Annotated in this window: 27 protein-coding genes, 4 tRNA genes and 1 pseudogene; 1 reads left to right on the top strand and 31 read right to left on the bottom strand. The window is 28.4% G+C overall.

What is annotated here, in order from left to right:
• Positions 1-19: 19 nt before the first annotated feature.
• The 19 genes and pseudogenes from truA to J2Z71_RS00945 all read right to left on the bottom strand — a co-directional run bounded on the left by truA (position 20) and on the right by J2Z71_RS00945 (position 14,898).
• Entirely contained in the window at positions 20-754 is a 735-nt protein-coding gene (truA, locus tag J2Z71_RS01040) for a tRNA pseudouridine(38-40) synthase TruA (protein WP_210059996.1), read from the bottom strand.
• The gene (locus J2Z71_RS01035; RefSeq protein ID WP_210059995.1) at positions 751-1,548 is read right to left on the bottom strand and encodes an energy-coupling factor transporter transmembrane component T family protein; all 798 of its coding nucleotides are present in this window, start codon (positions 1,546-1,548) and stop codon (positions 751-753) included. Before J2Z71_RS01035 ends, truA begins: the two co-directional genes overlap by 4 nt.
• Positions 1,541-2,404, bottom strand: coding sequence for an energy-coupling factor transporter ATPase (locus J2Z71_RS01030; protein WP_210059994.1), 864 nt, complete (start codon positions 2,402-2,404; stop codon positions 1,541-1,543). Before J2Z71_RS01030 ends, J2Z71_RS01035 begins: the two co-directional genes overlap by 8 nt.
• On the bottom strand, positions 2,395-3,213 hold the full coding sequence (locus tag J2Z71_RS01025; RefSeq protein ID WP_210059993.1) for an energy-coupling factor transporter ATPase: 819 nt from the start codon (positions 3,211-3,213) through the stop codon (positions 2,395-2,397). The genes J2Z71_RS01030 and J2Z71_RS01025 overlap by 10 nt, the downstream gene beginning before the upstream one ends.
• A 135-nt stretch (positions 3,214-3,348) precedes the next feature.
• A complete protein-coding gene (locus J2Z71_RS01020; protein ID WP_210059992.1) occupies positions 3,349-3,801 on the bottom strand; it encodes a MarR family winged helix-turn-helix transcriptional regulator in 453 nt (150 codons plus the stop codon).
• A gap of 79 nt (positions 3,802-3,880) precedes the next feature.
• A complete protein-coding gene (fabZ, locus tag J2Z71_RS01015) occupies positions 3,881-4,312 on the bottom strand; it encodes a 3-hydroxyacyl-ACP dehydratase FabZ (protein ID WP_210059991.1) in 432 nt (143 codons plus the stop codon).
• Entirely contained in the window at positions 4,302-5,543 is a 1,242-nt protein-coding gene (fabF, locus tag J2Z71_RS01010) for a beta-ketoacyl-ACP synthase II (RefSeq protein ID WP_210059990.1), read from the bottom strand. Before fabF ends, fabZ begins: the two co-directional genes overlap by 11 nt.
• Complete coding sequence (fabG, locus tag J2Z71_RS01005) at positions 5,540-6,274, bottom strand: 3-oxoacyl-[acyl-carrier-protein] reductase (protein WP_210059989.1); 735 nt, start codon at positions 6,272-6,274, stop codon at positions 5,540-5,542. Before fabG ends, fabF begins: the two co-directional genes overlap by 4 nt.
• The gene (locus tag J2Z71_RS01000; RefSeq protein WP_210059988.1) at positions 6,264-7,193 is read right to left on the bottom strand and encodes an ACP S-malonyltransferase; all 930 of its coding nucleotides are present in this window, start codon (positions 7,191-7,193) and stop codon (positions 6,264-6,266) included. The genes fabG and J2Z71_RS01000 overlap by 11 nt, the downstream gene beginning before the upstream one ends.
• Complete coding sequence (locus J2Z71_RS00995; protein ID WP_245311147.1) at positions 7,193-8,227, bottom strand: NAD(P)H-dependent flavin oxidoreductase; 1,035 nt, start codon at positions 8,225-8,227, stop codon at positions 7,193-7,195. Before J2Z71_RS00995 ends, J2Z71_RS01000 begins: the two co-directional genes overlap by 1 nt.
• Complete coding sequence (locus tag J2Z71_RS00990) at positions 8,212-9,144, bottom strand: nitronate monooxygenase (protein ID WP_210059987.1); 933 nt, start codon at positions 9,142-9,144, stop codon at positions 8,212-8,214. The genes J2Z71_RS00995 and J2Z71_RS00990 overlap by 16 nt, the downstream gene beginning before the upstream one ends.
• Before the next feature lies 1 nt (position 9,145).
• Positions 9,146-10,075, bottom strand: coding sequence for a ketoacyl-ACP synthase III (locus J2Z71_RS00985; protein ID WP_210059986.1), 930 nt, complete (start codon positions 10,073-10,075; stop codon positions 9,146-9,148).
• A complete protein-coding gene (locus J2Z71_RS00980) occupies positions 10,076-10,966 on the bottom strand; it encodes an acetyl-CoA carboxylase carboxyltransferase subunit alpha (protein ID WP_210059985.1) in 891 nt (296 codons plus the stop codon).
• A gap of 4 nt (positions 10,967-10,970) precedes the next feature.
• Entirely contained in the window at positions 10,971-11,810 is an 840-nt protein-coding gene (gene accD, locus J2Z71_RS00975) for an acetyl-CoA carboxylase, carboxyltransferase subunit beta (RefSeq protein WP_210059984.1), read from the bottom strand.
• A complete protein-coding gene (gene accC / locus J2Z71_RS00970) occupies positions 11,811-13,181 on the bottom strand; it encodes an acetyl-CoA carboxylase biotin carboxylase subunit (protein ID WP_210059983.1) in 1,371 nt (456 codons plus the stop codon). It lies immediately after the preceding gene.
• Between the two features lies 1 nt (position 13,182).
• Positions 13,183-13,620, bottom strand: a complete 438-nt coding sequence (locus tag J2Z71_RS00965) for an acetyl-CoA carboxylase biotin carboxyl carrier protein (protein ID WP_210059982.1) — start codon at positions 13,618-13,620, stop codon at positions 13,183-13,185.
• A complete protein-coding gene (locus J2Z71_RS00960; RefSeq protein ID WP_210059981.1) occupies positions 13,613-13,843 on the bottom strand; it encodes an acyl carrier protein in 231 nt (76 codons plus the stop codon). Before J2Z71_RS00960 ends, J2Z71_RS00965 begins: the two co-directional genes overlap by 8 nt.
• Before the next feature lie 184 nt (positions 13,844-14,027).
• Positions 14,028-14,264, bottom strand: a pseudogene (locus tag J2Z71_RS09070) (DUF1294 domain-containing protein).
• Positions 14,265-14,289: 25 nt separating this feature from the next.
• A complete protein-coding gene (locus tag J2Z71_RS00945) occupies positions 14,290-14,898 on the bottom strand; it encodes a DNA-3-methyladenine glycosylase (protein WP_210059978.1) in 609 nt (202 codons plus the stop codon).
• 103 nt (positions 14,899-15,001) lie between these two features.
• Here J2Z71_RS00945 and J2Z71_RS00940 point away from each other — a divergent pair, with 103 nt between their 5' ends.
• Complete coding sequence (locus J2Z71_RS00940) at positions 15,002-16,303, top strand: M18 family aminopeptidase (protein WP_210059977.1); 1,302 nt, start codon at positions 15,002-15,004, stop codon at positions 16,301-16,303.
• Positions 16,304-16,369: 66 nt separating this feature from the next.
• Here J2Z71_RS00940 and accC (J2Z71_RS00935) read toward each other — a convergent pair whose 3' ends face one another.
• From accC (J2Z71_RS00935) to J2Z71_RS00880, 12 genes are all read right to left on the bottom strand, one after another.
• Positions 16,370-17,725, bottom strand: a complete 1,356-nt coding sequence (gene accC, locus J2Z71_RS00935; RefSeq protein ID WP_210059976.1) for an acetyl-CoA carboxylase biotin carboxylase subunit — start codon at positions 17,723-17,725, stop codon at positions 16,370-16,372.
• 2 nt (positions 17,726-17,727) lie between these two features.
• Positions 17,728-18,297, bottom strand: a complete 570-nt coding sequence (locus J2Z71_RS00930; protein WP_210059975.1) for an acetyl-CoA carboxylase biotin carboxyl carrier protein — start codon at positions 18,295-18,297, stop codon at positions 17,728-17,730.
• A gap of 197 nt (positions 18,298-18,494) precedes the next feature.
• Positions 18,495-19,124, bottom strand: coding sequence for an orotate phosphoribosyltransferase (gene pyrE / locus J2Z71_RS00925; RefSeq protein ID WP_210059974.1), 630 nt, complete (start codon positions 19,122-19,124; stop codon positions 18,495-18,497).
• A gap of 8 nt (positions 19,125-19,132) precedes the next feature.
• A complete protein-coding gene (gene pyrF, locus J2Z71_RS00920; protein WP_210059973.1) occupies positions 19,133-19,834 on the bottom strand; it encodes an orotidine-5'-phosphate decarboxylase in 702 nt (233 codons plus the stop codon).
• Between the two features lie 109 nt (positions 19,835-19,943).
• Positions 19,944-20,795: a PLDc_N domain-containing protein gene (locus J2Z71_RS00915; RefSeq protein WP_210059972.1), complete on the bottom strand. Its 852-nt coding sequence runs from the start codon at positions 20,793-20,795 to the stop codon at positions 19,944-19,946.
• 68 nt (positions 20,796-20,863) lie between these two features.
• A protein-coding gene (prfB, locus tag J2Z71_RS00910) for a peptide chain release factor 2 (protein WP_210059971.1) occupies positions 20,864-21,974 on the bottom strand; the annotation gives its coding sequence in 2 pieces (ribosomal slippage) (positions 20,864-21,895 and positions 21,897-21,974; 1,110 coding nt in all).
• 119 nt (positions 21,975-22,093) lie between these two features.
• Positions 22,094-23,329, bottom strand: coding sequence for an FprA family A-type flavoprotein (locus tag J2Z71_RS00905; RefSeq protein ID WP_210059970.1), 1,236 nt, complete (start codon positions 23,327-23,329; stop codon positions 22,094-22,096).
• A 20-nt stretch (positions 23,330-23,349) separates the two neighbouring features.
• Positions 23,350-25,281 carry an acyl-CoA dehydrogenase family protein gene (locus tag J2Z71_RS00900; RefSeq protein WP_210059969.1) on the bottom strand — a complete coding sequence of 644 codons (1,932 nt, stop codon included), beginning with the start codon at positions 25,279-25,281 and terminating at the stop codon, positions 23,350-23,352.
• A gap of 739 nt (positions 25,282-26,020) precedes the next feature.
• Positions 26,021-26,109 (bottom strand) — tRNA-Ser (locus J2Z71_RS00895).
• A gap of 26 nt (positions 26,110-26,135) precedes the next feature.
• Positions 26,136-26,211 (bottom strand) — tRNA-Lys (locus J2Z71_RS00890).
• Between the two features lie 12 nt (positions 26,212-26,223).
• Positions 26,224-26,297: transfer RNA gene (locus J2Z71_RS00885), tRNA-Gly, on the bottom strand.
• 54 nt (positions 26,298-26,351) lie between these two features.
• Positions 26,352-26,440: transfer RNA gene (locus J2Z71_RS00880), tRNA-Ser, on the bottom strand.
• Positions 26,441-26,444 lie beyond the last annotated feature (4 nt).

The following is a 26,444-nucleotide window of genomic DNA, read 5'->3' as shown; positions in this document are numbered from 1 at the left end:
TCTATTATAAATAATAGATCTAATAATATATTTTCATTAAATAAAGTCCACAAGATGGTGCTGTTGGCCCTGCTGATGTTCTTTTTTGTGCAATAAGTGCTCTATTCATAAAATCAACATCTCTATGATTTGTACCTATTTCAATTGCTGTTCCAACTAATACACGAACCATATTTTTTAAAAAGCTCTTTCCATAAAAATCAATATAGACAAGCTCGCCTTTTTCCGTTATTTCAATTTTATTTATTGTTCTAATAGTATCTTTTACTACAGCATGTCTTCCCATAAAACTTTTAAAATCATGTTCCCCTATTAAACACTCCATAGATTTTCTCATTTTATCTAAATCTAAAGTATATGGAAAATGATAGGCTCTATTTTCATATAGTGGATTTCTGTATTTTCCTCTATATATAATATATCTATAAAATTTTTTCTTTGCAGAATATCTAGAATGAAAATCTTCTTCTGCATATTTTGCACCCATTACAGATATATCTCCTGGCAAATGATAGTTTATAACCTTTGGAAGATTTCCTAAATCAATTGTAGTATTTGAATAGAAATTTACAGTTTGTCCAAGAGCATGAACTCCCTTATCTGTTCTTCCTGCCATATATAATTTAACCTTATGTCCTACAGTACTTTCTACAGCTTTATATAGTTCTCCCTCAACAGTACTATATCCTGGTTGTTCTTGATATCCATGATAAGAGGTTCCATCATAGGCTATTTTTAATACTATATTTTTCATATATATCTCCAAAAAATTATTACTCCAAAAAATACAATATTAAATATAAAAGTTAAATAATCTGCTTTTTTAAGTTTTAATTCTCTAAACTTAGTTCTTCCTTCTCCACCTCTATAACATCTTGCCTCCATTGCAGTTGCAAGATCATCTGCACGTCTAAAGGAATTTATAAATAATGGGACTAAAAGTGGAACTAAATTTTTAGCTCTATTTAAAATATTTCCAGATTCAAAATCTGCGCCTCTTGCCATTTGTGCCTTCATTATTTTGTCTGTTTCTTCTATTAATGTTGGTATAAATCTAAGAGCTATAGTCATCATCATTGCTATTTCATGAGCTGGTACTTTTATTTTCTTTAGAGGATTTAAAAGTTCCTCAATACCATCTGTCATCTCTATTGGTGATGTTGTAAGTGTTAAAAGGCTTGTTCCTAAAACTAAAAGCACAAGTCTTATTGCCATTTTTAATGCTGTATCTAAACCTTCTTTAGTAATTGATAAAAAACCAATTCTAAATATTTCTTCACCTTGTATAAAAAATAAATTTATTACAAAGGTTATTAATAAAATCCATTTAAGTGGTCTAATTCCCTTTAATACTATTTTAAGTGGTATATCTGCAACTTTTATTATAAGTAACAAATATAATGCAATAAAAACATAGGGAATATATGTGTTAACAAAAAATAATGAAATAATATAAAATAACATTATTATTATTTTAAGTCTTGGATCAAGCTTATGGACTAATGAATTTCCTGGATAAAATTGTCCTACTGTTATATCTTTAAGCATTAGTACCTCTCAAATATTTCTCTATTTCTATTTTTGCCTCTTCTATAGTTATGCAATCATCATTTATATCTACACCTTTTTTCTTTAATGCTCTCATAAAAGATGTTATTTGTGGAACTCCAAGCCCTACACTTATAAGTTCTTCTTCTCTTTTAAATATTTCTCTTGGTGTATTGTCCATAAATATTTTTCCTGAGTTCATAACTACAATTCTATCAGCAAGTTTTGCAACATCTTCCATACTATGACTTACTAATATTATAGTAATATTTTTCTTTTCATATATATTTTTTATCTCACCTAATATTTCATCACGACCTGCTGGATCAAGTCCTGCAGTTGGCTCATCAAGTATTAAAATTTTAGGATCCATTGCAAGAACGCCTGCAATTGCAACTCTTCTTTTCTGTCCACCTGATAACTCAAAGGGTGATTTATCCTTTAACTCTTCATAATTAAGTCCAACAGATTCTATTGCATCTTTAACTCTACTATTTAGCTCTTCACCTGTTAAACCTTGATTTATAGGTCCAAAAGCAACATCACGCTCAATAGTTTCTTCAAAGAGTTGATATTCTGGATATTGAAAGACAAGTCCTACTTTTTTTCTAATATCTCTTAACATAACTCCCTTTTGAGTAATATCTACATTATCTATAAATATATTTCCAGAAGTTGCCTTTAAAAGTCCATTTAAATGTTGAATTAAAGTTGATTTTCCAGATCCTGTATGCCCTATTAAAGCAAGAAATTCACCTTCTTTAATCGATAAATTTACATTATCTAAGGCTTTTTTTTCAAAAACAGAACCTTCTCCATATATATGAGATAAATTTTTTATTTCTACTATTTCCATACTTCTTTCACCAACTCATCTACTGTTAATACTTTTCTATTTATATTAAAGCCTTCTTTAAAAAGTTCATATGCAAGTTCTGTAACTTGTGGAACATCTAGTCCTATTTCTTTAATTTTTTCAACTTGTGAAAATACATTACGAGGACTTCCTTCCATTATTGCATGACCTTTTTCCATTACAATTATTCTATCTGCCATTGCTGCTTCATCCATATAGTGAGTTATTAAAATCACTGTTTTATTTTGCTCTTTATTTAGCATATTAATAGTATTCATAACTTCTGATCTACCATTGGGATCAAGCATTGCAGTTGGTTCATCTAAAATAATATACTCAGGCGTCATTGCAAGAATTCCTGCTATTGCAACTCTTTGCTTTTGACCTCCTGATAACATATGTGGGGCATTTTTTCTAAAATCTTCCATTCCAACAGATTTAAGTGCAAAGTCAACTCTTTCATGAATTTCCTTTGTTGGAATCCCTAAATTTTCTGGTCCAAAAGCCACATCTTCTTCTACCATTGTTGCTACAATTTGATTGTCTGGATTTTGAAAAACCATTCCAGCACGAGATCTTATTTTCCATATATCATCTTCTGATTTTGTATTCATAAGATCAACATATACATCTCCCTCACTTGGGATTAAAAGTCCATTTATTAATTTTGCAAGAGTAGATTTTCCAGATCCATTGTGTCCTAATATAGCTACAAATTCTCCTCTTTCAATATTTAAACTTAAATTGTCAATGACATTTCTATCATCATTTTCATTATATTTAAACGATACATTTTTTATTTCTATCATATAATACCTCTATCCTAGATTAATAGTGTAGTACAACTAAAGATAAGTTTCAATTATAATAGTTTAATTCCTTCTATTATAGGCTTTAATTATACCTATGTACATAAAAAAGATATTTACTCTAGAGGTAAATATCTAATCTTTTTTCATACCTTCAGTTATTTCAGGCATTAATTCTTCTGACATTACTTTTAATATATATTCAAATTGTGCCATTTCCTCTTTACTAAACTTTTCTCTTGCACGTTCTAGGACAGTTTTCATATACTCATTTTTTATATCATAATAATTATGAAATTTATCTGTTACCTCTAGAAAGAACTCCCTTTTATCTTCTTTAGATTGGATTTTTTTCACATATCCCTTTTTTACAAGATTATTTACCTTATAAGCTATATTGGGCTGTGATAATTCTAAAAATCTTCCCAATTGATTTATTGTAGGTCTATCTAGTGCATATATTACTTCTACACAAAAAGTTTCTGTAGCTGTTAAACTTGCTTCTCTTTTTGCAAATCCTTGAAATATATTTCTATAAAAGTTAAGTTTGAATTTATCATATACTTCTGAAAAAATCTCTTCTACCATTAGATTCACCTCTAAATAATATAATAATAATATCAGATAACTTTTACAAGGACAAGAACTATTGTAAACTTTTAAGATACTAAGGTAAACTAATTGCAAAGCTCATTTCACAAAAGGCAACTAGCTTATTTTCAACATAGGCCTTTGCACTGGCAAAACCTATATTCAGTCTTTTTTCTATAAATTCACATTTAATAATTAGTCTATCTCCAGGGAAAACTTCTCCTTTAAACTTAGCATTTTTAATTCCTGTAAATAGAGCAATTTTTCCTTTATTTTCTTCTTCTGATAATAATAATATAGCTCCCACTTGAGCCATAGATTCAATTATTAATACACCTGGATATACATGATGATTTGGAAAATGTCCCTGAAAAACTGCATCAGATATTGATATATTTTTAATTCCAACAATAAACTCTTTTTCTTTTCCATCTATTATTCTATCTACTAACAAAAAAGGATATCTATGAGGAAGTATTTTTTTTATTTCATCTGAATTATATTCCATCACTATACCTCCTAGCTATTAAAGATACATTATGCCCTCCAAAACCAAGTGAATTTGACATTATTATATTAATGTCTTCTTCTATTCCCTTATTTTTAACAATTAAAGTATTACAATCCTCATCATAAACTTCATAATTTATTGTAGGAGGAATATAGGAATTTTTAATTGCAAGTAGTGAAATTATCATCTCAAGAGATCCACTTGCACCTAGTAAATGACCTGTGTTAGATTTTGTACTAGACATTTTTATCTTATTAGAGTATTCTCCAAAAGTTTTTTTAATTGCAATACATTCAGTCTTATCATTTAATGGAGTAGATGTTCCATGAGCATTTATATAATCTATTTCCTCTTTTTTTATATTTGCTTCTTTAATAGCATATTCCATTGCCATTTTTACATAAGTTCCATCTTCATTTGGAGCTGTAATATGACCTGCATCACAAGATATACCTGCACCGATTATTTCACCATAAATTTTCGCATTTCTTTTTTTTGCAGAATCTAATTTTTCAAGAACAAGTATTGCAGATCCCTCTCCCATTACAAATCCATTTCTTTCCTTATCAAAGGGAATTGATGCACGATTAATATTAGTAGTTTCATTTAAAGCTCTCATTGAAGAAAATCCAGACATCCCAAGTTTATTTATACTAGCCTCCGTACCTCCTACAAGAGCAATATCATAGTATCCATCTTTTATCCCTCTATACCCATCTAAAATAGCATTAGCAGAACCTGCACAAGCTGTCACAGGGCAACCTACATATCCATGTATAGATAAATCTATTGCTATATGAGATGCACTCATATTTGCTATTACCATTGGAATAAAAAATGGACTAATTTTATTAAATCCTCTTTCAAAAGATACAAAGGATTCTCTTTCTAATGTAGAAAGTCCTCCAATTCCCGAAGAAACTATTACAGAAATTCTATCTTCTTCAAAATCACTAAAATTTATCATACTATCTTCTATAGCTTTTCTAGCTGCAACTATTGCAAATTGATTTACTCTATCAAGCCTTTTAATTTCTTTTTTTGAAAAATAATCTAAGGGATTAAAATCCTTACATTCACAGGCAATTTTTACATTTATATCACTTGTGTCAATGTTTTTTATAAAATCTACTGCACAATATCCATTTTTTATATTATTAAATAATTCCTCTTCACTATTTCCAATTGGAGATATAAATCCAATTCCTGTAACTACAACTCTATTCATAGAAATAATCCTCCATCAACTACCATATTTTGTCCTGTTATATATGATGATTCCTCTCTTGCTAAAAATAGGACTATATTTGCGATATCAGCTGCATGTCCAAATCTATTTACAGCAATTCTATTAAGTAATTCTTCTTTATATTCTAGTTTTAAATCCTCTGTCATATTACTCTCTATAAATCCTGGAGATACTGCATTTACAGTTATATTTTTACGAGCTAGTTCCTTTGCAAGAGATTTTGTCATTGCAATTACACCAGATTTTGAAGCAGCATAATTAATTTGTCCAATATTTCCATGTATTCCAACAACTGATGCAATAGAAATAATTCTTCCAAACTTATTTTTAAGCATTAGTTTTGAAGCAAATTTCATACAATAAAAACTTCCCTTTAAATTTACATCTATTACACTGTCAAAATCTTCCTTAGTCATTCTAAGAATTATATTATCTTTAGTAATTCCTGCATTATTTACTAAAATATCTAATCCCTTCCACTTTTCTTTTATTTCTAAAAACATATTTTCACATTCTTCATAATTTGAAATATCAGCTTTTATTTTTAAAACTTCTACATTTTTTTCTAAAAGTTCTTCTTCAAGTTTTCTCGCTTCTTTTTCATCTCTATAATTAATAATAATATTATATCCACTATCTGCAAATTTCTTTGCAATCTCTCGTCCAATTCCCTTTGTTGCACCAGTTATTAATACTCTTTTATTTTTCATAGGAAAACTCCTTTAAAAAGTCTAAATAAGTTTTATAAGTAGAAATTGAATAGACTTTTATATTTTTATCTATTTTTCTTACAAATCCCTTTAATATATTAAAATATCCAATTTCAATAAAGGTATCAATTCCATCATCTATCATATTTTTTAAATCTTCTTCAAATCTTACAGTTGATTTAACCTGCTTTGTCATTAAATATTTAATATTTTCATTATTTCTTTTATTCCCCAAAAAATTATAATATACAGGAATTTCCTCATTAAAAAAATCTATATTTTCAAAATATTCACTTAAATCTTCTGATACATATTTCATATAATCTGTGTGAAAAGGACCTGATACTTTTAGTTTAATAGCCTTTTTACCTAAGTTTTTAAGTTCTATTACAGCTAAATCAACGATAGATTTTTCTCCTGATATTACAATTTGTCCCTTTGTATTTATATTTGAAATAGATGCAAAATTTTTATCATTATTATATTTTTCTAAAACTCTATTTATCTCTTCTTCCTTTGATCCAATCACTGCATACATTGAAGTATCTATATGTTTTGAGATCTCAGACATTTTTCTTCCACGAAATTCTGCAATTTTTAAAGTATCCTCACTACTTAAAACGCCTGATTTATATAAAGCTGCAAATTCTCCAATACTAAGACCTGCAACTGCATCTGGATTTATATTATTTTTTTCTAATAAATCACTAATCATAATTTGAAAAGCAATTAATATTATTTGAGTATTTTCAGTTTTAGAAATATCTATTTCATCAGAATAAAAAGACAATTTTTTTATATCTTTTTCCAAATTTATATTATTATAAAATTCTCTTGCTAGATCTTCATTTTCATAAAAATCTTTTCCCATTTCAATTTCTTGAGATCCTTGACCACTATATAAAAATCCTAATTTCATTATTCCTCCATAAATCTACTAATAACTTCTTTTACATTTGTAATTTTATCTAAAGAATCTATATTATCCCCTGTAAAAACAAGTCCACCTTTTCCCATTGCACTGTCATTTAGTGCATCTGTTATACAATAAGGTATTGTGTTTTTATTACAAGTTTTTATACAATTTATGCATTTTCTTGAAGGAATTCTATTTTTTTCTGTATTTTTTATAAAATCATTATTAATAGCTCTTGCAATCATTCCAACAGGGGAATTTATTATTTTTATATCACTTGATTTTGCATTTATTATTTCACTTTTAAAATTAGAAGATGCATCACATTCTCTAGTTACAATAAAGGGAGTTCCAATTTGAATTCCATCTATTCCTAGTTTCATTAATCTTTTTCTATCTTCTTTTGTTCTTATTCCTCCCGCTGCAAATAAATAAATTTTCTTTTTATATTTTTCTTCTATTTCCTTTAAATAATCTTTTATCTCAATAACAATTTCTTCAAGAGATTTTTTTTCTAAATCATCTATATTTTTAAATCCAAGGTGACCTCCTGCAAGAGGTCCTTCTGCAATTACAAAATCAGGAAGCCTATTATATCTTTTAAGCCATGTTTTTATAATTAAACTTATTGCCCTTTTACTAGAAACTATTGGAGCTATTAAAGTATTTTCATCTACAAGTTCTGGAAGATTAAGAGGAAGCCCTGCTCCAGATATTATAATGTCATATTTAAGTCTTACTGCTTCTTTTACCATTTTTTCATAATCATTTATAGCGCACATTATATTTACTCCAATTAATCCTTTATTATTTGCAATTTCTCTTGCTTTTAATAATTCTTTTTCTAGAGATCTAATATTTGCAATAAGTGGATTATCTAAAAAATCCTCTTCTTGATAACCTATATTCACTGCAGAAATAACACCTATCGCATTTTCCTTTGCAACATTTCCTGCTAAATTTGAAAGAGATATTCCAACACCCATTCCACCTTGCATCAATGGAAGTATTTCTTTTTCCTTTATATTGATCTGCATAGTTTTTCCCTTTCTTCTTTATATTCACTATATAATTTCTCAAAAAGTTTCTCTATTGGAAGTATTTCTTTTATTTGCTCTACACTTTGACCTGCCATTATAGATCCATCTTTTAAATCTCCAAGTTTTGCAGATTTTCTAAGAGCACCAAAAGTATAAATCTCTAATTCTTCTTTAGTTGCTCCCATTTTTTCCTTTTCCAAATATTCTCTTGTCATTTTATTTTTTATCATTCTAGTTGCAAGACCATTTATTCTTCCAATTACAATAACTTGAGAATTTTTAGATTTTATTAATTTTTCTTTATAATTATCATGTATTGGACATTCCCTGGTTCCAAGAAGTACAGTTCCCATTTGTACACCAGTTGCACCTAATACTTCTGATGCTAGTATTTGTCGTCCTGATGCTATTCCTCCAGCACTTATTATAGGTATATTTACTACATCAGCTATTTGAGGAGTAAGTGTCATTGTAGTTGCCTCTCCAATATGACCTCCTGCTTCTTGTCCTTCTGCAATAATCCCATCTACTCCCAGTCTTTGCATTCTTATAGCAAGAGATGTTGTAGATACTACTGGGAAAATTTTTATATTATTGTTTTTCCAATAATCAATATACTTTTCTGGATTTCCTGCCCCAGTTGTAATTACCTCTACTTTTTCTTCAACTAATACCTTTGCAATTTCATCAATATCCCAGTGCATCATAATTACATTTACTCCAAAGGGTTTATTTGTTTTACTTTTGCAAATTCTTATATTTTCTCGAAGCTCATCAGGACTAAATCCTCCCGTTGTAATTATTCCAAGACCACCTGCATTTGATACATCAGCTGCAAAATCTCCATTTGTAATATTGGCCATTCCCCCTTGAATAAAAGGATATTTAATATTTAATATATTTTGTAAATTCATCTCATCCTCCAATATTTACAATACAAGTACAATAAGAAAGCCCACCACCAAATCCTGATAAAAGCACTTTTTGATTTTTTTTGAACATATTTTTTTCAAAGATTTCACTTATACAAATTGGTATAGTTGCAGAAGAAGTATTTCCATAATATTTTAAATTAGAATAGTATTTTTCTATTCCACCAACTCTTTTTGCAATACCTTCAATTATTCTAATATTTGCCTGATGAAGTATAAAATAATCTATGTTAGAAATATCTATACCTGATTTTTCAATAGTTTTCTCAATACTCTTTGGTACATATTCCATTGTAAATCTATATATATTTTTCCCATTCATCTCTATAAAGCTACTTTCTCTTTCAATGGATTTTCCAACTAAATGAAGATCTTTACTAAATATACTTCCATTGTCATAAAAAAATTCTTCATTATTTTTCTCATATAAAACAGCCCCTGCGCCGTCTCCAAATAAAATCGCATTTTCTCTATTATTAAAATCTGTATATTTACTTAATACTTCAGCACTTACTATTAGTGCATATTCTTCATTATTTAAATACTTTTCAGCTAAGACCGTTGCAGATACAAATCCTGTACAGGCAATATTCATATCAAAAGACATAGCCTTATTATTAATATTAAATTCTCCAACTATAAAAGATGAAATAGAAGGCATTAAATAATCTTCCGATAAACTTGTAACTATTACTAATTTTATTTTTTCTATATCTTCCTTTGAAAGTTCTAAATTTTTAACTGCAAGTATTGAAAGAGATTTTACATCTAAATTTTTTGAAATCCTTCTTGATTCTATTCCAGTTCTTTTTCTTATCCATATATCACTTGTATCTAAATATTTTTCAAAATAATCATTTGTAACTTCATTATCAGGAAGATACTTCCCAGATTTTAAAATACTAAGTCCCATTTAATACCTCATAAATTTCTCTCGTCTATTTCTAAGTAATAACTCTTCTTCTGTGTTTTTAAGTCTATTTATACTTTCTAAAAGTGAATTTTTTAATCTAGTAAAATTCTCCTTAAAATCATAAATATTTAGTGCCAAATCCTCTTCAATTATTTCATCACAAATATCATAATCATATAAATCCTTTGCAGAAATTTTCATAATTTCAATAGCCTCACTAGATTTTTTAGAATCTTTCCAAAGTATTGATGCAAATCCCTCAGGAGATAAAACTGAATAAGTTGCATTTTCCATCATTATTAAATAATCACTTACACATAGTCCAATAGCTCCACCACTGCATCCCTCTCCAGTTATTACAGAAATAATTGGAACTTTTAAATAAGTCATTTCATAAATTGAATTTGCAATAGCAGAAGACTGCCCTCTTTCTTCAGCACCTATTCCAGGATAAGCTCCAGGTGTATCTATAAAAGTTATTATGGGCCTATTGAACTTCTCAGCTTCTTTCATTAGTCTTACTGCCTTTCTATATCCCTCTGGATGAGCCATTCCAAAGTTTTTTAAAATAGAATCTTCTAAATCTTTTCCCTTATCAATTCCAATAAAAGTTACAACAGTATTATTTATTTTTCCTATTCCACCTATTACAGCCTTATCATCAGAATAATATCTATCTCCATGAAAATAAATTGGTCCTTTTATAATATTTTTTATAAAATCTCTTGCCTTTGGTCTATTTTCATATCTAGATAAATAAACTCTATCTCTCATAGTTAAATTTTTCTTTTCATTTTTTAATTTATTTTCTTTATAGATCTTAAAATCTCTATTGTCTTTCTTATAAAGTTTTTCTTCTCTTATTAAATCTTTTAATATATTTTCAATCATCTAATCACCCTTGATGGTATTCTAAAATTTTAGAGATATAGTTTTTCAAATCCCTTCTTTCTACTATGTCATCTAAAAATCCCTTTTCTAATAAAAACTCTGCCCTTTGAAAATCCTCAGGCAATTTTCTATTTAAAGTTTGTTCTATTACTCTTGGACCAGTAAAACCAATCATTGCACCAGGTTCTGAAATTATAATATCTCCAAGACTTGCAAAACTTGCACTAACTCCTCCAGTAGTTGGATTAGTCATAATAGATAGATATAAATTTTTATTATTTGAATGTTCTCTTAAAGCAAAAGTAGTATTTGCCATTTGCATTAAAGAAAATATCCCCTCCTGCATTCTAGCTCCACCACTTGCACTAAAAGATATTACAGGAAGAGAATCTCTATTTGCCCTATTAAAACAATCAACTATTCTATATCCCACATATGTACTTAAACTTCCCATTAAAAAGGAACTGTCTAATATAAATACATAGGTTTCAAAATCATCAATCATTCCCTTTGCCACAATAATTGCCTCATCTAATCCAGTTTTTTCTCTTTCCCTTTCAAGTTTTTCTCCATAATCTGGAAAATTCAATGGATCTCTATTTTTAAAATCAGAGTTTATAATTTCATAAGAATCAAAAATACTATTTAATCTAAAAATACTTGGCATATTTAAATAATTATTACACTCTGGACAAATATATAAATTTTCTTCTAATTCTTTTTTCAAAGTTAATTTTTTACATTTAGGACAATTTATAAATATCTTTTCTTCCCTTTTTTTCTTTTTACTTTGCCAATATCTTTTAACTTTTTTTAGAATTCCCTTTTTTTCAAAATAATCCAACTAATCACCTACATCTAAATCTAAAGATAATAAAAGAGCATCTAAGTTTTTTTCAATAAAAGATGTATTATAATTTCCCTTTATAAATTCCTCATTAAAAAGTATTGAATACTGCAAAAGAGAATTTGTCATAACACCATCTACTACTAGCTCCTCTATTGCAGATCTTAGTTTTTTTATAGCACCAACTCTTGTCTTATCACATACTATTAATTTTCCAATCATAGAATCATAATAGGGACTAATACTTGATCCTGAATACAAATAAGTGTCAAATCTAATATCTTTTCCACCTGGAATATTTAAAAAATCAACTTTTCCTGCCTCTGGCATAAAATTTTTAAAAGGATTTTCTGCATTAATTCTACATTCAATACTATGAGTATTTATTTTTATATTATCCTTTATACTAAGTGGTATTTTAGATGCTATTTTAAGCTGTTCCTTTACTATATCAACTCCACTTACCATCTCTGTTACAGGGTGTTCAACTTGAAGCCTTGTATTCATTTCAATAAAATAAAATTTATCCTTATCAAGTACAAATTCAATAGTTCCTGCATTTTCATAATTACAAGCTTTCGCTGCTAAAACAGCATACTTAGACATTTTTTCTCTTAAACTTTCATCTATTGATGGACAGGGGCTTTCCTCTATCATTTTTTGATTTTTTCTTTGAATAGAACAATCTCTTTCTCCAAGAGAAATAATATTTCCAAAAGAATCAGCTAGAATTTGAATCTCCACATGCTTTGGATTTTCAATTAATTTTTCTATATACATATCTCCATTATTAAAAGCTGAAATAGCTTCTTTTCTAGCCTCTTTAAACTCATATTCAATATTTTTAATATTATAAACTCTTCTCATTCCACGTCCGCCACCACCACCAGATGCTTTAATTAAAATTGGAAAACCAATTGATTGTGCAATTTTTTTTGCTTCATTTACATTAGATACAACACCCTTTGAACCTGGAACTATTGGAATATTATTTTTTTCCATAAGTTCTTTTGCCTTAATCTTATCTCCCATAGTTTTAATAACCTTAGAAGAAGGTCCAATAAATTTTATATTTAGCTTTTCAACTTCTTCTGCAAATTTATAATTTTCAGATAAAAATCCATATCCAGGATGTATTCCATCACATTTTAAATTAACTGCAGCAGTTAAAATATTATTAATATTCAAATAACTTTCGCTACTTTTTGCACTTCCTATACAAATTGACTCATCTGCAAGTTTTACATGAAGAGCATCTCTATCCTCAGTTGAAAAAACTGCAACAGTTTTTATATTTAACTCCTTACAAGCTCTAATAATTCTAACTGCAATTTCTCCTCGATTTGCTATTAAAACTTTTTTTAACATTTTATTCCTCTATTTCAAAAAGTACATCATCTACAGAAACTAAATCCTCATCTTTAAAATTAATACTTTTAACAATTCCATTTACTGGAGATTTTACCTCATTAAACATTTTCATAGCCTCTAAAATACATAGAACATCACCTTTTTTCACTTCTTTACCTATGTGAACAAAAGAGTCTTCTTTAGGATCAGGCTTAGAATAAAAAAGCCCAACTAAAGGGGCCTTTATTTTTAAATAATCTTTTTTGTCTAAAATCTCCTCTATATCTTTAGAAATATCACTACTTTTAGATATAGAATTCTCGTCAAAAGACTTAATATTTTTCTTTTCAATAATTTCAGAACTTAATTCTAATTCAAAATTCAAATCCCTATATTTCAAATTAGAAAGTTTTAAGTCCTTAAATGTATCCCTTAAAAAAATTAGTTTCTCATCCATTGTTCTTCTCTATATAATCAACAATATCTTTTACAGTTTTTATTTTTTCAAAATCTTCATCTTTTATCTTTACATTAAATTCATCTTCAAAGGACATAGACATCTCAACAATATCTAAAGAGTCAGCTCCTAAATCATCTATTAAAGAGCTATCTATTTTTACTTCCTCTTCATCACAACCTAAATTTTCTACAATTATTTCTTTTACTTTATTAAAAATCATAATTACCTCCATTTAAAATTACATAAATAAATTTATATAAAATTCTTTATGTATTAGTTTTGAACTAATTATAGGTTTTATTCATTTTTTTGTCAATAATTACATAAAAATATTTATATATTTTTAATAATCTTAGTAATTTCTTAAATTTTTACATAAAAAAAGAGCCCTAAGGCTCAATATTTTATATTTTTAATAAATATCTATATACTAAATATATTTGTGCTATTAAAAATAGAATTGGTAATATTTTAAATTTTATCTTTCTTGTTTTGTGATGAAATACATTCATAGCAAGTATTGCACCTATTGATCATCCTAGGGCACAAGACATTAAAAGTGTATGTTCACTTATTCTGTATTTATGATTGATTGCAAGTCTTTTATCTACAAAAAAAAGTATAAAAGACAATATATTCATCCCTATTAAAAAGTAAATTATTATATTATTTAACTGATACATATTTATTTCCCTCTATATAAAATCTAAGCAATTTATCCTTCCATTCTTCTGCATAATCTATTCCCACTCTTTTTGCCTCAACTATTTTAAAATCTTTAAAGTTATCATCTTCTATATATATTTCATCTTCTAAAATACTTATCTTATCAAGATTTCTATCTATTTCCATAGCCATTGTAAGCTTTCCTGGACCATTAGTTAAGTTTTTTTTCTTATAGGAATTTAATTTATTATATTCTAAATTATATCTTGATATAGAAAAATCATCAATATTAGATATTGGCTCTACTGCTCTTATTAAAACAGCTCTTGGATTGTCTTTTTCTTCTGTTACTATATTTAATAGATTATACATTCCATAGGTAAAATACACATAACAATATCCTCCTTCTAAAAACATAGTTTCAGTTCTTTTTGTTCTTTTTCCCTTATAGGTATGGGCAGCTTTATCTTCTACTCCAAGATAGCTTTCTGTTTCTACTATTCTTGCTTTATAAGTTTTATCTTTAGTTTTTCTAACTAATATTTTTCCAAGTAAACTTTTTGAAATTTCTACTGTATCTTTTAAATAAAAACTTTTATCTAATTTCATTTAATCACCTATTTTATATTAATAATTTTTTTTAATATTTATATTATATAATAGATATAGATTTAATATTATTAAATATTAATTATTATTAAGGGAGGACAATATGTCAAAGGAAAAAGAACTTGCACTTGATCTTATTGAATTTATTGATAAAAGTAAAAGTGCTTTTCACGCAGTTAAAGTTACAAAAAAATATTTACTTTCAAATGGATTTACTGAAATTAATTTAAAAGATAATTGGAATTTAGAAAGAGGAAAAAAATACTTCACTACTAAAAATAACTCTGCTCTAGTTGCTTTTAATTTTGGAAATAAAGATGTTTCTGATACAGGATTTAAATTAGTAGCAGCTCATACAGATTCACCTTGTTTTAGGATTAAACCAAATCCTGAAATCACAATGTATAATAGTTATCTAAAACTAAATACAGAAGTATATGGTGGAGCTATATTAAATACTTGGTTTGATAGACCTTTATCTATAGCAGGTAGAGTAAGTGTTAAATCAAATAATCCTCTAGAACCTAAGGAAATGCTAGTTGATCTTGAAAAACCTATTTTGATTATTCCAAATCTTGCAATTCATATGAATCGTGAAATAAATAGTGGTTTTGAATATAATGCTCAAGTCCACACATTACCTTTACTTTCTATGATTAATGATGAATTTGAAAAGGAAAATTATTTAATTAAACTTCTTGCAGATAATTTAGATATTGATTATAAAGATATATTAGATTTTGAAGTTTATCTTTATGCTACTGAAAATGGATCTTTAGTAGGTCTTAATGAAGAATTTATATCTTCTGGAAAACTTGATGATCTTGCAATGGTTCATGCTTCAATGACTGCACTTGTAAATTCACATAATAGTGATTCTACAAATATTGCCATTGCTTTTGACAATGAAGAAGTTGGAAGTAGTACTAAGCAAGGTGCTGGAAGTCCCTTTGTTAAAAGTGTTTTAAATAGAATTGCACTTGCTCAAGATTTAAATGAAGAAGACTTTTTAATTGCACTTGAAAAATCATTTTTAATCTCTGCAGATATGGCTCATGCTAAGCATCCTAACTTTGGAGACAAAAATGATATTACTAATATTCCAATTATTAATAAGGGACCTGCTATTAAAATTGCTTCAAATCAAGCTTATACAACTGATAGTACTTCCTCTGCAATCTATAAGGGAATTTGTGAAAGTGCAAAGGTTCCAGTTCAATTTTTTGTAAATAGATCAGACTTAAGAGGTGGATCTACTATTGGACCTATCTCCTCATCTCAACTACCTATTAGATCAGTTGATATTGGAGGACCTATGCTTGCTATGCACTCTATTTGTGAACTTTGTGGTGTAGATGATCACTACTACACTTATAAATCATTTTTAGAATTTTATAATTTATAAACAAAAAAGGCTATCTTAAATGATAGTCTTTTTTTAGGAGATTTATATATTAATATACAAGCTATATTATTCTACAGCTAATAACTTGTCTAAGTTTTTTTCTATAAATGAAGTGTCATAGTCTCCATTTATAAAATCATTATTTGAAATAATTGAATTTTGTAGCTCTATATTTGTATTTATTCCAAGGATTTTTAATTCTTTAAGAGCTTCTTTCAATTTTATTATAGCTCCACTTCTTGACTCGTCTGACACTATAAGTTTTCCAACCATTGAGTCATAATAAGGGCTGATTTTACATCCATTGTATAAGTAAGTATCAAATCTTACATTTCTTCCACCAGGTAAGTTTAAAAAATCAACTTTTCCTGCTGCTGGTAAAAATCCCTTTAGTGGGTTTTCTGAATTTATTCTACACTCTATACTATGAGTATTTATATTTATATCACTTTGCTTTATACTAAGTGGAATTTCAGATGCTATTTTTAATTGTTCTTTTACAAGGTCTATTCCTGTTACCATCTCTGTTACAGGATGTTCAACTTGAATTCTTGTATTCATTTCTATAAAATAAAATTTATCATTATCAAGTACAAATTCAACTGTTCCTGCATTTGTATAATTACAAGATCTTGCTGCTATAATAGCTGATTTATACATTTGATCTCTTATTTCATCACTTAATGTATTGTAAGGAGATTCTTCTAATAATTTTTGGTTTTTTCTTTGAATAGAACAGTCTCTTTCACCAAGAGATATTACATTTCCATAATCATCTGCAAGAATTTGTACCTCAACATGTTTTGGATTTTCTATTAGTTTTTCTATATACATTTCGCCATTGTTAAAAGCTGCTATAGCTTCTTTTTTTGCCTCAGAAAACTCTTTATCTAAATCCTCAATCTTGTAAACTCGTCGCATTCCACGACCGCCTCCGCCACCTGATGCCTTTATTAAAATAGGAAGCCCAATATTATTTACTATTTCTCTTGCAGAGTCTATATCTTCTACTTCTCCATCTGAACCTGGAACTATTGGAACATTATTTTTTTTCATAAGTTCTTTAGCTTTTATCTTATCTCCCATCATCTCAATTATATCTGCAGATGGTCCAATAAATTTCATTCCATTTTCTTCTACTTTTTTTGCAAATTTATAATTCTCAGATAAAAATCCATATCCAGGATGTATTCCATCACATTTTAAATTAATTGCAGAGGACAATATATTAGTTTCATTTAAGTAACTATCCTTACTTCTAGCACTTCCTATACAAATAGCTTCATCTGCAAGTTTTACATGAAGAGAATCCTTATCTTCTGTTGAATAAACTGCAACAGTTTTTATATTAAGTTCTTTACAAGCTCTTATTATTCTTACGGCAATTTCGCCTCTATTTGCAATTAATACTTTTTTTAACATAATTATTCCTCTATTTCAAATATTACTTTTTCAGCTTCTACTAAGTCCTCATCACTATAATTTATACTTTTAACAACTCCATCTACTGGAGATTTGATTTCCGTAAACATCTTCATAGCTTCAATAATGCATATAGTTTCATCTTTTTTAACACTTTGTCCAATACTTACAAAAGGCTCTTTTTCAGGAGATTCTTTAGAATAAAAAATTCCAACTACAGGGCATTTTACTTCCACTAGATTTCCCTTTAAAGATTTATTTTCTTTTATATCCTCTTCTACTTTTTCAAGAACTTCAGGACTTTTTTCTAAATCTTTATGCTCTATTTTATTTTTCTTTAGTTCTTTTTCTCTTTCTAAACTTTCAAGTCCTCTTTTAAGTCCAGCTTTTTTTAATTCTTCTTCTATATTTAGCTTTAAAATTTCCTCTTCAAGATTTATTCCTTTTTTATCATCTATTTTTAAGTCATTTTCTTTTTCAAATTCAATTTCAAAGTTATTATCTTTATATTTCAATTTTGTAAGTTTTAAATTTTTAAACGCTCGCTCTAGTGCTTCTATTCTCTCATCCATTTTCAAAACCCCTTAATTTATTTATTTGCTATATTAATCAGTATTTTAATATATGTATTATATAGATTTTAATTTATACTAACTATAGGCATTTTTATATGTTGTATGTAATTGTAAAACTCTTCAAAGTAAAAGTCAATTATTATTTATAAGTTTTTTTCATAATAAAAAAAGGTCTAGTTTAACTAGACCATTGTTTATAAGCTCATCCAAGAAGAATCATTAGGGTTAACTCTCCATTTAGATAATTTATTTAATTGTTTATCATCAATATAATTAATCTCTTTTGCATATTCAGTAAGTTCTTCATAATTTGTAAGGGAGCTGTATTTTAAATTATGTTTTTTAAAATTTTCATGAGCCTCTGGAAGATTATAAGTAAAAATAGAAACTATTCCAAGTACTTCAAATCCAACTTCTTCAAGGGCAATTGCAACATCTATTGAAGATCCACCTGTTGAAAATAAATCTTCTATTACTACAACTTTTGCACCTTTTACAATTTTACCTTCAATTTTATTTTGCTTTCCATGATCTTTTTTTGAAGATCTAACAAATCCCATTGGAAGATTTAATCTTTCTGCAATTAATGCTGCATGTGGTATTCCTGCAGTTGCTGTTCCCATAATATACTCTACATCTTCATATTCTTCTTTAATATGATTTGTAAGGGAATCTTCTACAATTTTTCTTTCTTCAGGATAAGAAAGTATTAATCTATTATCACAATATATTGGAGATTTTATTCCTGAAGCCCAAGTAAATGGCTCATCTGGTGATAGTGCAACAGCTTTAATATCTAAAAGTATTTTTGAAATATTTTTCATTTTTCCTCCTATAGTCCTAAAAACATCTTCTTAATTTCATGATAGCTTTCTACTGGATTATCAGATTTTGTAATTGGACGACCTACTACAATATAGTCACTTCCAAGACTTCTTGCATCACTTGGTGTAACAACTCTTTTTTGATCATTTGTATTTGATCCTTTAAGTCTAATTCCTGGAGTTACTGTAATAAAATCTTCTCCTAATTCTTTTTTTATAACTGGCACCTCAAGAGCGGAACAAACTACACCAGAAAGTCCAGATTTTTTGCCAGTTTTTGCATAACTAAGTACTGTATCTTCAACAGATAAATCATCCTTAATTAAAATACTTTCATGCATCATCTCATCTGATGTTGAAGTTAACATAGTTATTCCAAGAGTAATAATGTTTTCATTTATTTTCTTAGCTTCAATTACAGACTCACTAAGCATTTCTTCCCCACCTGCTATATGGTAATTTATCATATCTGTTTCAAGATTCATAAGTGATTTTGTTGCATTCTTTACTGTATTTGGTATGTCGTGAAGTTTTAAATCTAAAAAAATTTTATGACCTCTTTTTTTAAGTTCTCGAACGATTTCAGGTCCTTCTTTATAAAAAAGTTCCATTCCTACTTTAACAAATATTTCTTCATTGAATTTATCTAAAAAATCCATAGTCTTTTCTTTAGAATCAAAATCTAATGCTACTATTACATCCTTTGCCATAAGTACCTCCCTAATTTATCTTAAACTTTCAACATTCTAACATAGAAAAAAGAAACTGTAAACAATTATTACACTTTTATCTACAATTTCTTTATAATAATTTCAAATATTAATAAATATTTGCCTCAATAGAGTTCATATTTATTTCTCCAGTTGCATTTTCTAGATAAAATATAAAAGAAATATCAAGATTTTCTTCATTCTCAAAAGCTGATATCTTAGCTAGTTCATTTAAGTTAAATTTTATATTTCCAGACTTATCATTAAATTCAAAATCCTTAATTTCATTTCCCTTAATAAATATTTTGCCAATAACTTTTCCATTTTTTATTTTATAATCTAAATTTACACTTTGAGCATCACTGCCATTTTTATTATAAACTACATTATTGACCATTTTTTCATTGGATTTTCTAAATTTATAATTAAATTTATTTTTCGTTTTCTCAACTTCTCCACTTTCATAATTACTTTGTCTTTTATCATCTTCATAAAAGTTTCTAAATTCTCTATAATCTTCAATACCATTCATTCTTGGTATCATCATATTGTGATTTCCCATAAAGAAAAAATTACTTCCAAAGAAAATTATTGGAATAATAAAAGCAAGTCCTAGAGAAATAACACTTAAAATTGCCCAAATATTATTTTTTTTATAAAACTTATGATCTTCTTCTACTTCTCTTTTCTCTCCACAGTAAGAACAATAGGGCTTATCTAAATCTGTATAATTATGACAATTTTCACAAATTACCTTGCTAGATTTTCGTCCAACTAAAATATATAAAATTACTCCTAAATAATAAGGAACTACAACAGACACTAATGTCCAAATAATATAATCATTATTATTTTTATTCTTTGCATCTCTATAAGTCCAAACACCAATAAAAACTATAGACAATATTCTAAAAATTGTAAATGAAAATGGTGCGCTCATTAATGTTATAAAACTTTTCATAATACCACCTTATTATATAATTTAAACTTTAAGATAATTTTTTATATAAAAATAATGGGTAAAACCCATTATTTTTGTGCTTTCATTTGTAAATAAGCATTTATAAAATCATCTAAATCTCCGTCCATAACTCTATTTACATCACCCATTTCAGTATTTGTCCTATGGTCTTTTACCATAGTATATGGCTGAAATACATATGAACGAATTTGAGAACCCCAAGCAATTTGAGAATAATTACCTTGAAGGTCTTCAATTTTTTCTTTCTTCTCTTCTTCTGCAAGTGCTATAAGTTTTGCTTTTAACATATTCATAGCTTGTTCTCTATTTTGAATTTGTGATCTTTCATTTTGACATTGAACTACTATTCCCGTTGGAATATGTGTAATTCTTACAGCTGAATCTGTTGTATTAACATGTTGTCCACCTGCTCCTGATGAACGATATGTGTCAACTTTTAAATCTTCATCTTTTATTTCAACTTCATTGTCATCATCAAGTTTTGGATATACATCTACTGATGAAAAAGATGTATGACGTCTTTTATTAGAATCAAAAGGAGAAATTCTTACAAGTCTATGAACTCCCTTTTCACCCTTTAAATAACCATAGGCATTGTCACCTGTAATTTGAAGAGTTACTGATTTTATTCCCGCTTCATCTTCTTTTAAAAGATCTAATGTCTCAACTTTAAATCCTCTTTGCTCACAATATCTAGTGTACATTCTATAAAGCATACTAGCCCAATCTTGAGCCTCAGTTCCACCTGCTCCAGCATGAATAGATACTATCGCATCATTTTGGTCGTATTCTCCGTTTAAAAGCGTCTCTAATTTAAAATTAGATGCCTTCTTAACTATATCTTCAACTGACTCTTTAAATTCATCATAAAAAGTAAAATCTTCCTCAAGTTCCATAAGTTCAATTAAATCTTCAGTTTCTGATATTTTTTTCATTAATTCTTCATATTTTTCAATTTTTGATTGGTAGTGGTTTTGTTCTCTAATTACTTTTTGTGCAGCTTCTGCATCATCCCAAAATCCAACTTCCATTTGTTTTTCATTTAATCCCTTGACCTTTTCCCTTAGTGTAGGTAAGTCAAAGAGATTCACCTAGACTTTCAACTAAGGATTTCGCTTCGTTTAAACGCTCCTTGTCAAGGTATATATTATGCTCCATAATACAATCCCTCCTTTTATTATATTAACTATAGTATAAATGATATATTTTTCTTTATCAATAAAAAATCACTCCCAAGTCGCCCTAGGAGTGAATTATATTTTAATTATTTATAGATTTTATTTACCGAATTTTTCAATTGATTCTCTTCTTTTTTCCATTGAATCAATAATACTATCAGCCATTGAATCCATTTCATGCTCATTTACATCTTTAATTGCTGATGTTACTAGAAGTCTTTCATTTAGAACATCCATTAATTTAACTTCAGTATCTAAGAATTCTTCCATCTTGTCTCCTGCTTGTGGAGCCCAAGAACCATTTTCCATAAGTGCAAATGTTCTATTTCTAATATCTAATGCCTTTAAATCCATTAGATAATTATGCATCTTAGGATAAATTCCAAGATTATAAGTTACAGATGCAAGTACTATATGAGAAACTCTAAATGTTTCTGAAATTAAATATGAAGTATCAGTTCTTGAAACATCATACATAACTACATTAGTCATTCCTCTTTCACATAATTTAGTTGCAAGAGCTTGAGCAGCTGTTTCAGTATGACCATACATAGAAGCATAAATAATCATTACAGCTTCTTCTTCAGGTTCATATTTACTCCATTTGTCATATTTGTCAATGAAATATCCAAGATCACTTCTCCAAACTGGTCCATGAAGAGGAGCTATCATTTTAATATCAAGAGTTGCAGCTTTTGCAAGAAGAGCTTGAACAAATGGTCCATATTTACCAACAATATTAGTATAATATCTTCTAGCATCATCTAACCAATCTCTATCAAAATTAACTTCATCATTGAAAAGTTTTCCATCAAGAGATCCGAAAGTACCAAAAGCATCTGCTGCAAATAATACTCCATTAGTTACATCAAAAGATACCATAACTTCAGGCCAATGAATCATTGGAGCTTCAACAAAGGCAATAGTATGTTTACCAAAGTTCATTGAGTCTCCTTCTTTAACTTCAATTTCACGACCTTCAATATCAAATCCAAATTGTCTCATAATCATAAATGATTTTTCTGTAGAAACAATTTTTGCTTTTGGATAAAGCTCTAACATAGCTTCTAGTGAAGCACCATGGTCAGGTTCCATATGATTTATAATAATATAATCAAGGTCCCTTCCATCAAGTACAGTTTCAACATTTTTAACTAATTCACGAGCATATGCCCAGTCAACTGTATCAAATAAAACTGTTTTTTCATCCAATAATAGATATGAGTTATAAGAAACTCCTCTAGGAATTGGAAATATATTTTCAAATAAATCTATTCTTTTATCATTAACTCCAACCCAATATAGGTCTTCAGTTACTTTTCTTACATTATACATATATTAGTCCTCCTTTAACCTTATTGTCTGTACTCTGGGAATGTTACTTCTGTAAATCCGTCTTTTTCTTCTCCACAGCTTGGGCACATCCAATCATCTGGAAGTTTTGAAAATACTGTTCCTGGTGAAATATCTGAATCTTCATCACCATAAACTGGATCATATTCATATCCACATCCATTACATACATATAAAGTTTTTGTAGGTGCTAATTTAGCTGGTTTTGATCTTTTCATTTTTATCATAGGTGGAGCTGGTTTTTTCTCTCCACTTTCTAAAGCCTTTGATAATAGTGGAAGAATTTCTAATACATCTCCAACTATTCCATAATCAGCATTTTTAAATATTTTAGCATTAGCATTTTTATTAATAGCAACAATAGTAGTTGCATCTTTAATTCCCTTTAAGTGTTGGATAGCTCCAGAAATACCACATGCAATATATAAGTTTCCGCCGAATTTTTGTCCTGACATACCTACATAACGATCTAGAGGAAGGTATTTTTGAGTTTCAGCAACTGGTCTTGAACATCCTATTGCAGCTCCAGCATTTTTAGCTAAATCTTCAACAAGTTTCATATTTTTCTTATCGCCAATACCCTTACCAGCACTAACTACACGTTCAGCTTCAACAATAGGTGTATCTATTGGAATTCCTACAGTAAAGTCATATCCATCTTTCTTAAGTGCAGCAACAAGTTCATCAACCTTTTCTTGTGCAGAACCATCTTTAAAAATTACATTTTTACGAACACCTGTAATTTGGTTCTTTTGAGCATCAACACCTGCTCTTGCACCTTTTTTCTTAGGTGGTCTTCCTAAAATATGAGAAGCAATAACTACCCTTTGAATTTCATTAGTACCTTCATAAATAGTTGTGATCTTTGCATCTCTGTAGAATCTTTCAACATCCATTCCCTTTAGATATCCTGATCCACCATGGATTTGAAGAGCATCATTTACAACTTCAAGAGCAATATCAGAAGCATATTGTTTTGCCATTGCAGATTCCATACCATATGGTTCATGATGTTCTTTAAGTTCTGCTGCAGAATAAATTAAATATCTTGCAGTTCTTAACTTAGTAGCCATATCTGCTATCTTAAATGAAATTGATTGTTGGAATCCTATTGGTTTTCCAAATTGAACTCTTTCCTTTGAATATTCAACAGCTGCTTCATAAGCACCTTGAGCAATACCAAGAGCTTGAGCTGCAATACCAATACGTCCACCATCAAGAGTTTGCATTGCAATAGTAAATCCTTGACCTTCTTTACCAAGTAAGTTTTCCTTTGGAACCTTAACATTATTAAATATAAGCTCTGCAGTAGATGAAGAACGAATACCTAATTTGTCATAATGATCTCCAAAAGTAAATCCTTCCCATCCCTTTTCAACAATAAATGCTGAAATTCCATGAGTTCCAATACCTGGAGTTGTAACTGCAAACACTACATAAGTATCAGCCTTATCAGCATTTGTAATAAATATTTTTGAACCATTTAAAATATAATGGTCACCTTGTAAAACAGCATTTGTCTCTGTTCCACCTGCATCTGATCCTGCATTTTCTTCAGTAAGTCCAAATGCACCGATTTTTTCACCTTTTGCTAGAGGAACTAAGTACTTTTTCTTTTGTTCTTCTGTACCAAATGCAAAAATTGGCCATGTTCCCAATGACACATGAGCAGATAATATAACTCCAGTACCACCATCTACTCTAGAAAGTTCTTCTACAGCGATTGCATAACTTAAAGTATCTTCTCCTGCTCCACCATATTCCTTTGGAAATGGTAAACCCATGTATCCTAGTTTTCCAAACTCTTCGATTTGTTCTGCTGGAAATTCATTGTTTTGATCTAGCATAAAAGCTATAGGCTTAATATTATCCTCAGCCCATTTTCTAATATCTTTACGAAGTGCTTCATGCTTTTCTGTTGTTTTAAATAACATTCAATTGCCCCCTTTTACTTATAAATACATTAACTCCTAAGAGCTATATTAAAATTATAATAATGTTTATAAATAATGTATTTAAGTAATTATCCTATATCTTACGGAAACGTTTTTATACATTTCTTATTTCTACATTATTAAAATTAAACTGTTCTATTTAAATTAAATACTTTCTATATCCTATAATGGATTTCTTTATTTATATAAACTATACCATTATAGTAGTCTATTTTTATTTAAGTGTCAAGTTTTTTAAAATAATTAATCTAATTTCTTTCAAATACCTAGCAGATTACAGATATTATCATTAAATTTAATAACATTTAAATTGCTTACATATAAATTTATACCCACTTATAATTAAATTCCACAAAATTCATACATTTAAAATGATTTTTTTATACATTTAATTAATATATGTCTAAACTTTTAATAATAAAAACTCTTCTTAATCTAATAAAAATAATTATACAAAACTTATTATTAAAATTAAATTATATAAGAGATTTAAATTACTTATAATACAAATTAAAATAAAAATCTATATCTTAAATAATCTCATAAATTTATACCTTAAAATTAAAAACTTTAAACATATACCCTGCCTCTTCTAAGAGTTTTATTCATAACAATCATCTTAAAATTCAATCACAACTAAAGATTAGATCTTAAAATAACTTATACTAACTAACTTTTAGACAATAAAAAAGATGAACAAATTGTTCATCTTCTTCTTTGGCGGAGAGGGTGGGATTCGAACCCACGTGGGCTTGCACCCTAACGGTTTTCAAGACCGCCCCGTTATGACCACTTCGGTACCTCTCCAATATTCAATTAAACATAAATTAAAATGGTGACCCATGCGCGATTCGAACGCGCGACACCCTGATTAAAAGTCAGGTGCTCTACCGGCTGAGCTAATGGGTCATATGATTTTTATGGAGCGGGTGAAGGGAATCGGACCCTCGCAACCAGCTTGGAAGGCTGGGGCTCTACCACTGAGCTACACCCGCAAATTTTCAATAAAAAATAAACTACAAGGTTTTTTAAGGTAGTTTATTTATTTTTGGCGGAGAGGGTGGGATTCGAACCCACGTGGGCTTGCACCCTAACGGTTTTCAAGACCGCCCCGTTATGACCACTTCGGTACCTCTCCAATA

The sequence above is a fragment of the Peptoniphilus stercorisuis genome, assembly GCF_017874395.1.
In the GTDB taxonomy this organism is placed as follows: domain Bacteria; phylum Bacillota; class Clostridia; order Tissierellales; family Peptoniphilaceae; genus Anaerosphaera; species Anaerosphaera stercorisuis.
Note: the sequence above shows the minus strand (reverse complement) of the source record. Positions and strands in the feature narration are given on the sequence as shown.